Source organism: Rhodococcus sp. YH3-3 (genome assembly GCF_001653035.1).
GTDB lineage: Bacteria > Actinomycetota > Actinomycetes > Mycobacteriales > Mycobacteriaceae > Rhodococcus_F > Rhodococcus_F qingshengii.
On sequence record NZ_BCWH01000003.1, the window covers coordinates 232,408 to 247,365 of the forward strand.

13 protein-coding genes and 1 pseudogene are annotated in these 14,958 nt (G+C 64.8%); 10 read left to right on the top strand and 4 right to left on the bottom strand.

Annotated elements, in window-relative coordinates:
* Positions 1–44: 44 nt before the first annotated feature.
* From serB to YH3_RS36870, 3 genes are read left to right on the top strand one after another with little or no spacing between them, the layout of a single operon-like run.
* A complete protein-coding gene (gene serB, locus YH3_RS26220) occupies positions 45–1,265 on the top strand; it encodes a phosphoserine phosphatase SerB (protein ID WP_003944761.1) in 1,221 nt (406 codons plus the stop codon).
* The gene (locus YH3_RS26225) at positions 1,262–2,047 is read left to right on the top strand and encodes a peptidyl-tRNA hydrolase (RefSeq protein ID WP_064444380.1); all 786 of its coding nucleotides are present in this window, start codon (positions 1,262–1,264) and stop codon (positions 2,045–2,047) included. Before serB ends, YH3_RS26225 begins: the two co-directional genes overlap by 4 nt.
* Positions 2,048–2,084: 37 nt before the next feature.
* On the top strand, positions 2,085–2,879 hold the full coding sequence (locus tag YH3_RS36870; RefSeq protein ID WP_251014174.1) for a YitT family protein: 795 nt from the start codon (positions 2,085–2,087) through the stop codon (positions 2,877–2,879).
* Here YH3_RS36870 and glgX read toward each other — a convergent pair.
* Positions 2,792–4,834 (bottom strand): annotated as a pseudogene (gene glgX, locus YH3_RS26235) (glycogen debranching protein GlgX); the annotation flags it as partial. The gene YH3_RS36870 and the pseudogene glgX overlap by 88 nt on opposite strands.
* A gap of 51 nt (positions 4,835–4,885) precedes the next feature.
* Here glgX and YH3_RS26240 point away from each other — a divergent pair.
* The 5 genes from YH3_RS26240 to YH3_RS26260 are packed head-to-tail and all read left to right on the top strand — an operon-like array spanning position 4,886 to position 9,601.
* Positions 4,886–5,707, top strand: coding sequence for an ABC transporter ATP-binding protein (locus tag YH3_RS26240; RefSeq protein ID WP_003944728.1), 822 nt, complete (start codon positions 4,886–4,888; stop codon positions 5,705–5,707).
* Between the two features lie 56 nt (positions 5,708–5,763).
* Positions 5,764–6,582, top strand: coding sequence for an NUDIX domain-containing protein (locus tag YH3_RS26245; protein ID WP_064444382.1), 819 nt, complete (start codon positions 5,764–5,766; stop codon positions 6,580–6,582).
* Positions 6,583–6,592: 10 nt separating this feature from the next.
* Positions 6,593–7,372 (top strand): enoyl-CoA hydratase/isomerase family protein, encoded by a 780-nt coding sequence (locus YH3_RS26250; protein ID WP_047271252.1) that lies wholly within the window; start codon positions 6,593–6,595, stop codon positions 7,370–7,372.
* A 53-nt stretch (positions 7,373–7,425) separates the two neighbouring features.
* The gene (locus tag YH3_RS26255; RefSeq protein ID WP_003944733.1) at positions 7,426–8,442 is read left to right on the top strand and encodes a class I SAM-dependent methyltransferase; all 1,017 of its coding nucleotides are present in this window, start codon (positions 7,426–7,428) and stop codon (positions 8,440–8,442) included.
* A 1-nt stretch (position 8,443) separates the two neighbouring features.
* Positions 8,444–9,601: a hypothetical protein gene (locus tag YH3_RS26260; RefSeq protein ID WP_064444383.1), complete on the top strand. Its 1,158-nt coding sequence runs from the start codon at positions 8,444–8,446 to the stop codon at positions 9,599–9,601.
* 1 nt (position 9,602) lies between these two features.
* Here the strand turns inward: YH3_RS26260 and YH3_RS26265 are convergent, their stop codons facing one another.
* Entirely contained in the window at positions 9,603–10,910 is a 1,308-nt protein-coding gene (locus YH3_RS26265) for a PQQ-binding-like beta-propeller repeat protein (protein ID WP_064444384.1), read from the bottom strand.
* 137 nt (positions 10,911–11,047) lie between these two features.
* Between YH3_RS26265 and YH3_RS26270 the strand changes: the two genes are divergently transcribed.
* Positions 11,048–11,812 (top strand): acyltransferase, encoded by a 765-nt coding sequence (locus tag YH3_RS26270; RefSeq protein ID WP_003944741.1) that lies wholly within the window; start codon positions 11,048–11,050, stop codon positions 11,810–11,812.
* Positions 11,813–11,909: 97 nt separating this feature from the next.
* A complete protein-coding gene (locus YH3_RS26275) occupies positions 11,910–12,545 on the top strand; it encodes a maleylpyruvate isomerase family mycothiol-dependent enzyme (RefSeq protein WP_042451128.1) in 636 nt (211 codons plus the stop codon).
* A gap of 10 nt (positions 12,546–12,555) precedes the next feature.
* Here the strand turns inward: YH3_RS26275 and YH3_RS26280 are convergent, their stop codons facing one another.
* Both YH3_RS26280 and YH3_RS26285 read right to left on the bottom strand, forming a co-directional pair.
* Positions 12,556–13,800 (bottom strand): glycosyltransferase family 4 protein, encoded by a 1,245-nt coding sequence (locus YH3_RS26280; protein ID WP_003944732.1) that lies wholly within the window; start codon positions 13,798–13,800, stop codon positions 12,556–12,558.
* The coding region (locus tag YH3_RS26285) for a 1,4-alpha-glucan branching protein domain-containing protein (protein ID WP_238592710.1) at positions 13,797–14,958 on the bottom strand (1,162 nt) is incomplete at its 5' end. The genes YH3_RS26285 and YH3_RS26280, both read right to left, overlap by 4 nt.

Consider the following 14,958-nt stretch of genomic DNA (forward strand, 5'->3'; position numbering starts at 1 on the left):
TAGTGACGATCAAGACGCGAACGAAGAAACGATCGGAGTTTTCGGTGGGTGCCTCTGACACCACTGTTCTGGTGACTGTGACCGGGCCGGACCGCCCTGGCGTCACCTCGGTACTGTTCGCGGCGCTGTCGCGGCACGATGTGCGTCTACTCGACGTGGAGCAGGTGGTGATTCGAGGTCGACTGACACTCGGTGTCATGGTTGCCTGCCCGAACGATCCCGAAGCGCTTCAGGAAGAACTCGAACAGGCGATGGCGACGGTCGGAATGAACGTCGACATCGAAATCGGTGCCGATCCCGGACGGCCCGCGGTGTCCACCCACGCGGTCGTTGTTCTCGGTAGCCCGGTCAATGCTCGCGCAATGCGATCGGTTGCACGCGAACTCGCGAAGCAGGGCGCAAACATCGATTCCATCCGTGGTGTCGCCGACTATCCGGTCACCGGCCTCGAACTCAGCGTCAGCGCGGCCGATACGGCGGACGGCGACGCGAAGCTGCGCACCGGACTCGCCGAGGTCGCCGCTCTCGAAAACGTCGACATCGCGGTCGAGCGCGCAGGACTGGCTCGCCGGGCCAAGCGTCTGATCGTGTTCGACGTGGACTCGACGCTCGTCCAGGGCGAGGTCATCGAGATGCTCGCCGCGAAGGCCGGCGTCGAGGACGAGGTCCGCGCCGTCACCGAAGCTGCGATGCGCGGCGAGATCGACTTCACCGAATCACTGCACCAGCGTGTGGCGACACTCGCCGGTCTCGACGCCTCCGTCATCGACGAGGTGGCAGAGAGCATCGAACTGACGCCGGGTGCGCGAACCACGATTCGCACCCTGCGCCGTCTCGGATTCCACTGCGGCGTGGTGTCGGGTGGCTTCCGGCAGGTCATCGAAGGCCTCGCACACGAACTCGAACTGGACTTCGTGCACGCCAACACCCTCGAAATCGTCGACGGCAAGCTGACCGGACGTGTGATCGGTGAAATCGTCGACCGCGCCGCGAAGGCCGTTGCGCTGCGCAAGTTCGCCGATCAGGTCGGTGTGCCGATGGAACAGACCGTCGCCGTCGGTGACGGTGCCAACGACATCGACATGCTCAACGCCGCGGGCCTGGGCGTGGCGTTCAACGCCAAGCCTGCGTTGCGGGAGGTCGCAGATGCTGCGTTGTCGCATCCCTTCCTCGACGCTGTGCTGTTCATTCTCGGTGTGACCCGCGACGAGGTCGAGGCTGCGGACGCCGTCGACGGTGGCGTGCGACGCGTACCGATTCCATGAGTTCCGATCCAGCATTCAGTTCCGATCCAGCTGTGATGTCCGGCCCCGATTCGCGCTGGCGCGAGCGCCACGCGGTGCTGGCCGCTGGGTACGGAGGGCGAGACGATCCCGCGGATCCGGCGCTGGTGTTGGCGATGCCGATCGTTCTGCACATTCCGAAGGCAGACCCGCCCAAGCGCACCGCACTGCTCGAGGCTGCGGCAACGGCGGCTGTGGCGCTGTGTCTGGACGAACGCGTCGGGTTCACCGAAGACGGGGAACCCGGCCCCTGGCACGAGGACTATTCGGCGTGGGTGGGTGCCCGGATTCGGAAGGTGTCTCGTCGAGCGCGAGGAGCGCAGTGGCTCGCCGCGCAGGAGGGACCGGGAATCACCGTCGATGTGGATGGCGCGCAGGCGCGGGCTCTGGTTCCCGGGCCGGTCGGAGAACTGGACCCGCGAATCAAGAAGTTGCAGATCGGTGGGACCGATCTCGAGCACGACGAGCCTGGCCCGCCGGAGCCTGGTCTTCCTGTGCTGTGGATCGACTCGGCGCTCGAGATGACGGTAGGCAAGGCGTCGGCACAGGTCGGGCATGCCTCGATGTTGTTGGCGGCGGCCATGTCCGAGAAACAGTGCTGGGCCTGGGCGCAGAACGACTTTCGCTGCTCGGTGCGCGACGCGAGCCCGGAACAGTGGGCCGAAGCAGTAGTTCGGCTGAAGAAGTCGGAGGCCGTCGCGGTTCGTGACGCTGGTTTCACGGAAGTGGCACCAGGCTCCATGACAGTCATCGCGGTTCCGTAGAGACGCAACCGACCAGTCCAGTATCGGCAACTTGGCTATGGATGAACAGTCCAGTGGCCATCAAGATGGTCGGGTGTTGATACGGAGATTCGCCTCGCTGTTCGTTGGTCTGTGGTTGTACGGCTTCTCGATGGCCATGATGATCACAGCCGGTCTTGGTCTGGATCCCTGGGATGTGTTCCATCAGGGCGTGGCCGAGCATGTTTCGCTCAGTTTCGGCGTGATCACTGCGATTACCGGTGCGGTGGTACTGCTGCTCTGGATTCCGATCCGTCAGCGGCCGGGATTCGGAACGGTCGCCAATGTCGTTGTAATTGCCATCTCGGTGGATACCTCACTGGCCTTCTTGCCGGTCTTTGATTCCATGCCAGTTCGAGCCATGATCATGGTCGCGGGAATCCTCCTCAACGGACTGGCCAGCGTTCTCTACATCGGCGCGGGCATGGGGCCGGGCCCCCGCGACGGATTGATGACCGGACTGGTCGCTCGCACAGGTCTGTCGGTCAGGCTCGTGCGTACCAGCATCGAGATCGCGGTCCTCACGACCGGATGGCTCCTCGGTGGAACCGTCGGCGTCGGAACAGTGTTGTACGCCTTCGGGATCGGACCGACCATTCAATTCCTCATCAAGGTGCTGCCGGATTCCATGACAGCAGCGGTGACCGGAGGACGTGTCACGGAACGTAAGGCCAAGACCGTGGGGCCGGTCAGCGAAATCTCGGTGCCGACGGGAACTTCGGCCGTGGAGGCAGGTTCTCCGGTGGGTGACGCCGAATCGAACGATGCAGTCAAGGTGCCGTCGAACCATTCCGGAGTGCCGACGGTGACCTGAACCGGTCCACCGGAATGCAGGATCAGGAGCCAACTGTCGTCACCGAGTGGGCGCCCGGTTCGAGTGTGAGACCGAACGTCGGCTCCGTCGATCCAGGCCTGCAGCGTTCGGTGACTCTCGTCGTACCATGCGGTGTCGTCGAACTCGACGCCGGCAGCGTCGAACCAGACGAGGTCCGGGTGCTCCAGTCTTCTTCTGCCTTCGAAGAATTCGGGCTGACGCAACGCCGGTGCCGTTCGGCGTAATCCGAACGCTCGGGAGACGAACTGCACCAACGACTGATCGGCCGCCGTCCAGTCCAGGGCCCACGAATCGGCTGGGGAGGCAAGTGTGGGAACACAATACGCGTTGTTGTTTCCGCCGAGACTGTGGCCGAACTCGTCTCCGGCGGTGAGCATCGGTGTGCCTGTCGACAGCACGAGCGTGGCCAGTAGCGCCCGTACATGACGTGCCCTGGCGTCCTGAATCTCGGGATCGGTGCTCGGGCCTTCGATTCCGTGGTTGAACGAATCGTTGTGATCGGCGCCGTCACGATTGTCTTCACCGTTGGCTTCGTTGTGCTTGTGGTTGTACGCGACCAGATCGGCGGCGGTGAACCCGTCGTGCGCTGTGACGAAGTTGATCGACGCCCAGGGGCGACGGCCGCTGCCGGCAAAGATGTCCTCGGAACCGGCGAGGCGCGACGCGACCTTCCGGACGCTGGATCCGCCGTTCCAGAACTGGCGAATGGTGCTGCGGTACTTGTCGTTCCATTCGGACCACTGGAGTCCGAAGTTTCCGACCTGGTAACCGTCGGCCGTCGCATCCCACGGTTCGGCGATGAGCTTGCACCGAGTCAGTACCGGATCGGAGGAGATGGCGGACAGGATGGACGCCCGCTGGTCGAAGCCTCCGCCGCGCGGCCTACCCAACGCGCTCGCAAGATCGAATCGGAAGCCGTCGACACCCATTTCGGTGGCCCAGTAACGGAGGCTGTCGGTGATCATGCGGACGGCGATGGGGGAGCAGGCGTCGACCGTGTTGCCGCACCCGGTCAGGTCGATGTCGCGGCCGTCGCCGTCGAGAAGGTAATAGCCGGGGCCGTCCAAACCTCGCCAGCTGACACTGATTCCGTCGACACTCTGCTCGCAGGTGTGGTTGTAGACGACGTCGAGGACGACCTCGATGCCTGCCGCGTGTAGTGCGTCGACCATGATCCGGAACTCGGTGACTTCGCCGCCCGGAGTTGCCGCGTATCCGGGATGCGGGGCGAAGTACGACGCCGTCGAGTATCCCCAGTGGTTGCGCATCCCTCGCTCGCGGACGCTCTGTTCGGTCAGAAACGCCTGTACGGGAAGCAGTTCCACGGCAGTGACGCCGAGTGAGACGAGGTGATCGATCACGGCCGGTGCCGTCAGGCCGAGGTACGTTCCGCGGTGGGCGGCGGGTACTCCTGGATGACTGGCGGTGTACGCGCCCACATGCAGTTCGTAGATGACGCTTTCCTCCCACGGCGTCTCGAGGCGGGCTCCGGCGGGCGCGAGGCCGGGAGTCACCACGGACAGCGGCACGTGGCCGAGCGAGTCGACCGTCGACGGGTCGCCGAAGGGATCGTCGGCGTACGACAGGAGGGCACGGTGATCACCGAGATCCCCCTCGATGCGGCGCGCCCACGGATCGACGAGCAGCTTGTGTGGATTAAGTCTCAGCCCGGCGCGCGGATTCCACGGGCCGGACGCCCGAATTCCGTAACGCTGCCCCGCACCGATCCCGGAGATGATTCCATGCCAGATTCCGTACGTGTGTTGCCGAAGTTCGACGCGATCTTCGTTTCCGTCCTGGTCGATCAGGCAGATGTGGACGCTCGACGCGGCCGGGGCGTGGACCGCGAACTGGGTTCCGGAGTCCACGATGTTGGCGCCGAGTGGGAACGGAGACCCGGGCGTCGGGGTGTGAGTTTCGATGAGAGGCGACACGCAAGATGATCCTGCCGTGAACGGCCGGAGAATGTGCGGGAAGATGTTCGGGTGCCGCTACCTGATCCAGATCTGCTCATCGATTTCGACAACGTACTCATCCGTCGGGGAGGGTCCACTCTTGTGGGGCCCGTCACCTGGAAAGTGGAGCTGGACGAGCGATGGGTGGTGCTCGGACCCAACGGTGCCGGCAAGACCTCGCTGCTGCGCATCGCGGCCGGTGAGACTTTCCCGACCAGTGGTTCTGCCCACCTCCTTGGCGAAGTTCTCGGCAAGGTCGACGTCAACGAGTTGCGCCCGCGAATCGGTTTGTCCTCGTCGTCGTTGGCGAACCGCGTGCCCGGCGACGAGAAGGTCAGCGACCTCGTCGTGTCGGCGGGCTACGCCGTTCTCGGTCGGTGGCGCGAGGAGTACGAATCCATGGACACCTCGCGCGCTGTGGAGATGCTCGAAAGCCTCGGCGCCGAGCACCTGGCGGATCGGACGTACGGGACGCTTTCCGAAGGCGAGCGCAAGCGCGTCCTCATCGCGCGAGCCTTGATGACCGATCCCGAACTACTTCTCCTGGACGAGCCCGCCGCCGGGCTCGACCTCGGTGGCCGTGAGGAACTTGTGGCCAGACTCGCCGAACTGGCTGCCGATCCGGACGCCCCGGCTACCGTCCTGATCACCCATCACGTCGAGGAGATCCCGCCGGGATTCACTCACGCACTCCTTCTCAAGGAAGGGGAGGTCGTCTCCCAGGGGCTTCTGGACGACGTCATCACCGCCGAAAATCTGAGCGCGGCATTCAGCCAGTCCATCAGCCTCGACAAGGCGGACGGCCGATACTTCGCGCGCCGCGCGAGGCCGTCCGGAGCTCATCGCGCGTGAGCTTCAGTGGGACCTGAAATGCGGCCCAGATCACAGATCGCGTAGGTTCGCGAAGCATGGCTAACGAGAATGCAAACGCTGTCCCCGAGCCCAAGGATGCGTCGACCGTCATCTTGGTGCGCGATGCCGAATCCGGTATCGAGATCTTCCTGCTTCAACGAGTACAGGGGATGGCGTTTGCCGGGGGCATGACGGTATTCCCCGGCGGCGGCGTCGACAAGTCCGATGCGACGGCCGAGGTCGAGTGGGCCGGACCGTCGGTCGAGTGGTGGGCCGAGCGGTTCAGCACGGATGTTGCTCGGGCGAAGGCTCTCGTCTTGGCTGCGGTGCGGGAAACTTTCGAGGAGTGCGGTGTCCTGCTGGCCGGCCCCACGGCTGACACGGTCGTCGCGGACACGGCCGGCTATGCACAGGACCGAGTAGCTCTCGAAAAGCACGAGCTGTCGTTCAGCGATTTCCTGAAGAAGGAGAACCTGGTCCTGCGAACGGATCTGCTGCGGCCGTGGGCGAACTGGATCACGCCGGTGGGCGAGACCCGCCGCTACGACACGCGCTTCTTCGTCGCAGCGTCACCGACCGGACAGATCGCGGACGGCGTCACCTCCGAGGCCGCCGAGGTTCGTTGGCAGAGCCCGCAGGACGCGCTGGCGCACTGGCGGGAGGGGGGCAGCATCCTGTTGCCGCCGACGTGGAGTCAGCTGACCGAATTGGCCAAGTTCAGTTCGGTGGCGGAGATACTCGCAGCCGAGCCGGAGATTCCCGTCATCCTGCCTAAGTTGATCACCGACGAGGAAACGCTGCGCGTCGAGTTCCCGAACCAGGACGGTTACTACGTCGCCGGGCCGCATCCGTGGTCGGTCAAGGCGGCAAAGTAACCTCTCGACCATGGCTGAATTTGTGACTCTCGAGGTTTCCGAAGGCATCGGCACCATCCGTCTGGCGCGTCCGCCCATGAACGCTCTGAACCGTCAGGTTCAGGACGAGTTGGCTGCTGCCGCACACGCTGCGACCGTCGACAAGGCAGTCAAGGCCGTCATCGTCTACGGCGGCGAGAAAGTCTTCGCAGCCGGTGCCGACGTCAAGGAAATGGCCGAGATGGACTACGGCCAGATCCGTGACGCCATCGGTGGCATGCAGGCCGGACTCGGCGCCGTGGCGTCCATCCCGAAGCCGACCGTTGCCGCGATCACCGGATACGCACTCGGCGGTGGACTCGAAGTTGCACTCTCGGCCGATCGCCGGATCGTCGGAGACAACGCCAAGCTCGGAGTTCCGGAGATTCTGCTCGGAATCATTCCCGGTGGCGGCGGAACGCAGCGCCTGGCTCGCCTGATCGGTCCGGCCAAGGCCAAGGATTTGGTCTTCACCGGCCGTTTCGTCGGGGCTGACGAGGCGTTGGCCATCGGTTTGGTCGACGAGGTCGTCGCTCCCGACGACGTGTACACCGCGGCCCGGACATGGGCCTCGCAGTTCGTCGGGGGAGCGTCACGTGCGTTGGCTGCTGCCAAGGCGGCCATCGACGAGGGTCTGAACACCGACCTGGAATCCGGGCTCAAGATCGAGCAGTATCTGTTCGCCGGATTGTTCGCGACCAAGGATCAGGCGATCGGCATGGAGTCGTTCATCGCCAACGGTCCGGGCAAGGCCGAGTTCACGGGCGAGTAGGCTCCCCTAAACTAGAACTTGTTCATCTCTTACCAGCGAGTAGGATAGCCGCCATGACAGCCAGCCCGAATGACGACGCAACCGTCACGCCGCCCGCCGCTACCGACACCTCGGTAGTCGACCCCGCGCCGCGGCCGCACGCCACGGCCGAAGAGGTCGAGGCCGCTCGTAAGGACACCAAGCTCGCCCAGGTGCTCTACCACGACTGGGAAGCCGAAACCTACGACGACAAGTGGTCCATCTCGTACGACGAGCGCTGCATCGACTACGCACGTGGTCGTTTCGACGCCGTCGCGGGCGATCAGCCGCTCCCGTACGAGCGCGCGCTCGAACTCGGTTGCGGCACCGGATTCTTCCTCCTGAACCTGATGCAGGGTGGAGTCGCCAAGACCGGTTCGGTCACCGACCTCTCGCCCGGCATGGTCAAGGTCGCACTGCGCAATGCCGAAAGCCTCGGCCTTCCGGTCGACGGCCGTGTTGCCGATGCCGAGACCATTCCGTACGAGGACAACACCTTCGACCTGGTGGTCGGCCACGCCGTGCTGCACCACATTCCGGACGTCGAGAAGTCGCTGCGTGAGGTCCTTCGTGTCCTCAAGCCCGGCGGACGTTTCGTCTTCGCCGGTGAGCCCACCACTGTCGGCAACTTCTACGCTCGCTGGCTCGGCCGCGCGACGTGGGAAGCAACCACGCGCGTGACCAAGCTGCCGTTCCTCGCAGACTGGCGTCGCCCGCAAGAGGAACTCGACGAGTCTTCTCGTGCAGCAGCTCTCGAGGCTGTCGTCGACATCCACACGTTCGACCCCACCGACCTCGAGAACATGGCGAAGTCTGCGGGCGCCGATCAGGTCCACGCTGCCACCGAGGAATTCGCCGCGGCGCTTCTCGGCTGGCCTGTCCGTACTTTCGAAGCGGCTGTTCCGCCGGAGAAGCTCGGTTGGGGCTGGGGGCGTTTCGCTTTCGGTGGTTGGAAGACACTCAGCTGGGTCGACGAGAAGGTGCTCCGCCACGTCGTTCCTCGCGGATTCTTCTACAACGTCATGATCACCGGCGTGAAGCCCGGCAACTGAATTGGGTTATGACTTCACCCTCGGCGACGTCGACTATCTCGGAAGTGATTCCGGCGTAGCTGCCTTGGCCGAGGTGGATCAGCTCGAACTGTCCACGCGTACGCGTCTGGCCGACATCGGCCGGGCGCGTACGCGTTTCGGTGATCACATGCCTGCGCTCGTGGACACCGTTCTGCTTCGACGCAAGGCCGCTACGAAACTGCCCGGCAGTGATCAGTGGTTGTTCACGGACGACGCGATGCAACAAGCCACTCCTGGCGTTGTCGCGGCCCACCGTGCGCAGCGTCTGATCGGGCGTGACGTCCACGACGTGACGTGCTCCATCGGCGCCGAACTGCATGCCTTGACCGGAGTTGCGCATCGCGTGATCGGCAGCGACATCGATTCCGTTCGCCTGGCGATGGCACAGCGCAATGTGCCGAGCGCAGCGTTGCTGCGGGCCGACGCGCTCCGCCCGACGACACGCGACACCGTCGTACTGGCAGACCCCGCACGGCGATTGGGCGGTCGCCGCACTCACGATCCGGCAGCGTTGATGCCACCGTTGCCGGACCTCATCGAGGCGTACTCCGGCCGTGATCTCGCGGTGAAGTGCGCTCCGGGACTCGATTTCGACAATCTGGGCTGGGACGGGGAAGTCGAGGTCGTCTCACTCGACGGCGGCGTCAAGGAAGCCTGCCTGTGGTCGACGGGACTGGCCGAGTCCGGCGTCACGCGCCGAGCTTCGGTCCTTCGCTCCGACGGGAGCGGATGGGCGATCACCGACGCCGAGGACGACGTGATTCCGGAGCAAGCGCCGGGGGAGTGGATCATCGACCCGGACGGAGCGGTGGTACGCGCGGGCCTCGTGCGCCACTACGCGGCCAGACACGGCCTCTGGCAGCTCGATCCACGCATCGCTTATCTGACCGGTGACAGCGTCCCTGAGGGAGTTCGCGGATTCCGGATCCTCGAGCAGATCAAGTACTCCGAGAAACTGCTCAAACAGACACTGTCCAAGCGGGACTGCGGTGTGGCCGAAATCCTGGTGCGAGGAGTCGACGTGGACCCGGCAGTGCTGCGTCCACGGCTCAAGCTCAAGGGCTCGCGTGCACTGAGCGTCGTGATCGTGCGGATCGGACGATCGGCGTCGGCCTTCATCTGTGAGGCGTCCCGCTAGCTCACTTGAAGACGAACAGCTCACCGATTGCGCTGGGCGTCAACACTTCGCCCTTGGGGCCGATCGAGGTGCCGACGGTGAAGCCGACTGCTCCCGGCAACGTGTCCCGATCCACCGTCTCACCGGTTTCGGTGTCGAAGGTGATCAGGCTCAGTCCGTTCTCACCCTCGCGTACGACGGTGTATCCGGTGTTGCCGGCGGTCTGCGCCGGAACGCCCAGTTGCAGAAGGTCTTTACGTTCCCAGGCCAGTTCGGCGTGATCTCCCTCGTCGCGCACGGCAAGGAGGTGGCCCTTGTCGCCGCCGGCGGGAATGATCAAACCGTCGTCGGACGTCGAGGCACTACCGGCCGAGTTGAAGCCGATGTCGTAACTCCACCTGGTGTCACCGGTTTCAGCGTTCACTGCCCAGAGAGATCCGTTGTTGTCGGTGGCGTAGACGGTCTTGCCGTCCTTCGACAGGTCCGGGCTCGACGCCGTTCCACCGGGAAGCGCGTCGGTGGACCACTCGCGGGTGATGGACGGATTGTCGCCGCCCGTGTACTTCATGGCCACCAGATCGGCTGCCTGAGAACTGGGTCCGTAGAAGGTGAAGTAGAACTTGCCGGTGCCCAGGTCCACTGCCGGGGTATTGGCCACCGGGCAGCCGGACGTGCCGAGGAAGCACTCGTTCAAACCCTTGTTGTCGGGAATGAGTTCTGCATTCGCGCCCTGGTCGATCGTCGGCGGCGGGATCAGGTCGAACGACGGAACCACTTTTGCGCCGGTCTGCGGGTCGAGCACGTTGATCTGACCCAATTGGGTGATGAACAACAGGTTTCCGTCGCCGGTGAACTGTGACGAGAGAGGAGTGCCCACAACGAGCGTGCGCCAACGCAATTGACCAGTCTCGGTGAAGGACATCATCGCGCCGCTCTCGCCGACGTAGACATTGGTGGCAGTGTCGACGATGGGCGTCGAGGCGACTACTCCGTCGTTGAGTCGAGCGCACCACTTCTTGCGACCCGAATCCATCTGGAACGAGAAGAGATTGCAGCCGTTCTCGGTGCGGGCGGTGACGAAGCTCTGGCCGTTCGCGGCCACCGAGGCGTACGCGGCAACCGGACCGCCGAGAGGGCGTGACCATGCGAACTCGACATCGCGTGATCCGGTGACCGGGCTCGTGTCGCTGTTGCGGGCGTCGGCGTGCATGGCCGGCCAACCCGCCGACGCGTACCGGTCCACCCGTCCGTCGTCGCTGCCGCAACCGGCGATCAGGGCCGCAGCGATCGCCGTCGACACCATCACGGACGACCGTAGGACCCGCCGCATCACAATCTCCCTGCCTTCACTTGATCAAGAGCCCTCGGTAACTGCACAAGCCCGGACCAGAGACTATCCCGACCGGGGCAACGTGACGGGGCACACCCCGAGGGTCGGTGAGTCGGCCCCACGTAGGCTGAACACTCATGACGAGCATGTGGGGCGCACCGTTGCGCACTCGATGGCGGGGATCACGCCGAGGCGACAGCGATCAGGCCAAGTTCTTGACGGTCGATTCCCTCAAATGGGTTCTGGCGAACAAGGCGTACACACCCTGGTATCTGGTGCGGTACTACCGTCTCGCCAAGTTCAAGATGGCCAACCCGCACGTGATCCTGCGCGGCATGGTGTTCCTCGGCAAGAACGTCGAAATCCATTCCACCCCCGACCTGTCCCGCCTCGAGATCGGGCGCTGGGTGCACATCGGTGACGGCAACGCGATCCGCTGCCACGAAGGCTCGCTGCGCATCGGCGACAAGGTCGTCTTCGGCAAGGACAACGTCGTCAACACGTACCTCGACATCGAAATCGGTGCGTCGACGCTCGTAGCCGACTGGTGCTACATCTGCGACTTCGACCACCGCATGGACGACATCAACACCCCGATCAAGGACCAGGGCATCGTCAAGGGCCCCGTCCGTATCGGCCCGGACACCTGGGTGGCAGCGAAGGTCACCGTGCTGCGAAATACCCGCGTCGGACGCGGTTGTGTCCTCGGTGCGCACGCCGTCGTCAAAGGCGACATCCCGGACTACAGCATCGCGGTCGGCTCGCCCGCGAAGGCGGTCAAGAACCGCAAGTCCGATTGGGAAGCCGGCGCTGCCGATCGTGCAAAGTACATCGCGGCGCTCGAGGACATCGCACGCAAGAAGGCTGCTGCGGACGCTGCCGACGCGTCGTCGACGTCGTAGCTCACTTTTTGGCAGAACCAGCGATTACTTTCGGCGCCGCCACCGGTCTGTATCGGTATCGGCGCCGAAAGTCTGCGCCGGTGAAAGGAGTGCCGACATGAGCGAACAGACACCCGAATGGGTCGTGGCGCAGCGCCGCGAACTGGTGGGATTTCTCGAAGGCCTGAGCACGGAGCAGTGGAACGCGCCGACCCTGTGCGAGGGGTGGCGGGTCCGCGAAGTGATCGCGCACATCACCATGCCCTACCGATACTCGGCGCCGCGATTCGTCGTGGAAATGGTCAAGTCACGCGGAAACTTCAACAAGATGTCGAACCGGCGAGCGCTCGCTGATGCGTCGGAAGTCGGTGAGCGACAACTGCTTGCCTCGCTTCGCGACAACGTTGCACACCCGTGGAAGCCACCAGGCGGCGGCTTCGAGGGTGCGCTCTCGCACGACGTGATCCACGGTCAGGACATTCGCGTGGCACTCGGCGACGATTACGTGGTGCCCGAAGACCGGCTCACTCGTGTGCTCAGCGGACTCTCGCCCAAAACCGTGAAGTATTTCGGAACTGACCTCGACGGCGCTCGGTTGCGCGCCGACGACCGAGACTGGACGTACGGTGCCGGCGCCGAGGTTCACGGGGCGGCGCAGGATCTCCTGCTCGTGCTGTGCGGCCGGATGCTGCCACCAGGCCATCTGCTCGGGGATGCGAGTTCTCGTTTCACCGCGCCCCTCCCGACCCGCTGAGGTCAGCGCGTCAGCGACCAGGGAGCGGCCGCTCGGGAATCTGTGGCCGTGCCAACGGCTGCCGCACCCGACGCTTCGCGCCCGCGTAGACGTGAGCAGTCTCCTCGGCGACCTGATGCCAGTCGAAGTCCGATGTCAGGCGTGCGCGGGCGGCCACTGCCCGTTCCTGTGCCCCGGCGGGATCGTCGAGTACCTCGCGGACAGCCGAGGTGAGCCCGGCGATGTCGCCCGGTTGGAAGGACATCCCCGTCACCCCGTCGACGACGGCTTCGCCCAGTCCGCCTGCGGTGGACGTGATCAGCGGAGTGCCGGCCGCCGCCGCTTCGAGGGCGATGATTCCGAACGGCTCGTAGCGCGACGGCAGGACGATGGCGTCCGCTCCGTGCAGCCAGCTGAGCAGTTCCGTGTGATCGAGGTTGCCGAGAAAGTCCACCGCCCGCGCGACGCGATGCGTGCGTGCCTGTTGGTAGAGCCAGGTGAACTGGGTGCCTTCGCCCGCGATCGCGAGGGTCGTGCCGGGGTGGCTACGACGGATTCGGGGGAGTGCTGCGATGGCGTCCTGCACGCCCTTCTCGTATTCCAGGCGGCCGACGAAGAGGAGTTTCGGTGGTCCGGATCGCGGTCCACGTTCGCGAAAGTTCCACGTGGTCACGTCGATTCCGTTGCGGATGACGGTGATCGGCGGCAGCGTCGGGCCGTAGAGCTCGGTCACTTCTTCCTGCATGGACGCCGAACAAGTTATGAGAGAGTCGGATTCGTTTGCCAGCCACCACTCGACGGAGTGGACCTGGCGGTTGATGCGTCCGGAGATCCAGCCGCTGTGGCGACCCGCCTCGGTGGCGTGAAGTGTGGAAACCAGTGGGACATCATAGAATTCGGCCAGGGCGATCGCCGGATGTGCGACCAGCCAGTCGTGCGCGTGCACGACGTCGGGCTGCCAGCCCTCGCCCACTCCTGGCTTGTGCAGCGCCATCCCGGCCCGGACCATCGCGTGACCCATCGCGAGGGTCCACGCGAGCATGTCCTCGCCGAAGACGAAGTGTGCGGGGTCCTCGGCCACTGCGACGACAAGGACGCCCTCGGAAATGTGCGTGATCGTCGGGTGCGTCGACGCATCCGTTCCGGAGGGGCGACGCGAGAGAACAACGACCTCGTGGCCTGCAGCAGCCAACTCGGTGGCGAGATGGTGGACGTGTCGGCCGAGGCCGCCGACAACGACCGGGGGGTACTCCCACGAGACGATGAGAATTTTCACGACGCGCTCCCGTTCACCAGTTCAGTGTCAGGAAGACGGCGTGCATCCAGACCGGGGAACAATCCGTCGGCGCGATTCCAGCCTTTGGCCAACCGCTCGGCGACGGCGTCGCGGCCGGAAACGAGCGCTTCGGAGATTTCCCTGGTCGCGTGGGCGTGCTTGTGTGCGCGTTCGCGGGCGTACCCCGCGGCCGAATCCTTGCTCACCATGAATGCCCAATCGCTCGAAACTGTCATCAGTGTCTCGCGAAGTATCTGATCGTTGACGCGGTTTCGCAGTTCCGGTCGTCCGGGTGCGTTGTCGCGTCCGCGAGACTTGTCCACGGTGCCGAGCGCGGTCTCCACCACTTCGGAGTTCAGTTGCACCAGGTCGGACACCTGATCGCCAGCCCAGACACGCCAGTCCTTACCCGATCCCCAGGACGAATCCTCGAGTTGAACGGGTTCGCCGACGTATCCCGATGCCTTGGCGTCGGCGAGGGTGCCGACGCGAATTCCGGCCTCGGGAAGCGCGCGCAGGAGTTTTTCGAGCCACTGCGGACCTTCGTGCCACCAGTGCCCGAACAGTTCGGTGTCGAAAGCTGCGACCACGAGGGCGTCGCGGCCGATGCGGGTGGATTCACTGCGCAGACGCGCCCGAACGGTTTCGACGAAGTCGGCGACATGCTTGTCGACGGCGGCCGCAGCGAGTTCGGGGTCGTACGGCAACTTGTCGGCGGAGTCGACGGTCCGTCCGGTGACCCGCGACGGCTTGAGACCTGTCTCGTGGTCGTAGGTGTGGAAGTCGCGGTAGGCGGCGTGACCCGGATATCCGGACTTGGGGGACCAGACGCGGTAGCTGACCTGCAGGTCGCGGCCGAATGCGACCACGTCGGATTCTCGAACCGGGCGGCCGAGGGATGTGTCGCCGCGCAAGGCGGGGCCGTCGACCATGAAGTGGGTGACGCCCGCTTCGGCGTACCCGCGCTCCATGCCCGGGGTGTACCCGCACTCGGGTCCCCAGATCCCGGTCGGAGTGTGATTCCACCGGGCATGCGCGTCGGCGAGACCTTCGCGGAGGGAGAACGCCCGCAAGCGAGGATCGAGCAGCGGTTGGAACGGGTGGGCCAGCGGCCCGCCGAGAAGCTCGAAGGCCTCGCGATCGATGAGGTCGCGGAAC

Coding starts and splice junctions, on each gene's coding strand:
- YH3_RS26225 (WP_064444380.1), top strand. CDS start 1,262: ATGAGTTCCGATCCAGCATTCAGTTCCGATCCAGCTGTGATGTCCGGC.
- YH3_RS36870 (WP_251014174.1), top strand. CDS start 2,085: ATGGATGAACAGTCCAGTGGCCATCAAGATGGTCGGGTGTTGATACGG.
- YH3_RS26245 (WP_064444382.1), top strand. CDS start 5,764: ATGGCTAACGAGAATGCAAACGCTGTCCCCGAGCCCAAGGATGCGTCG.
- YH3_RS26250 (WP_047271252.1), top strand. CDS start 6,593: ATGGCTGAATTTGTGACTCTCGAGGTTTCCGAAGGCATCGGCACCATC.
- YH3_RS26255 (WP_003944733.1), top strand. CDS start 7,426: ATGACAGCCAGCCCGAATGACGACGCAACCGTCACGCCGCCCGCCGCT.
- YH3_RS26265 (WP_064444384.1), bottom strand. CDS start 10,910: ATGCGGCGGGTCCTACGGTCGTCCGTGATGGTGTCGACGGCGATCGCT.
- YH3_RS26270 (WP_003944741.1), top strand. CDS start 11,048: ATGACGAGCATGTGGGGCGCACCGTTGCGCACTCGATGGCGGGGATCA.
- YH3_RS26275 (WP_042451128.1), top strand. CDS start 11,910: ATGAGCGAACAGACACCCGAATGGGTCGTGGCGCAGCGCCGCGAACTG.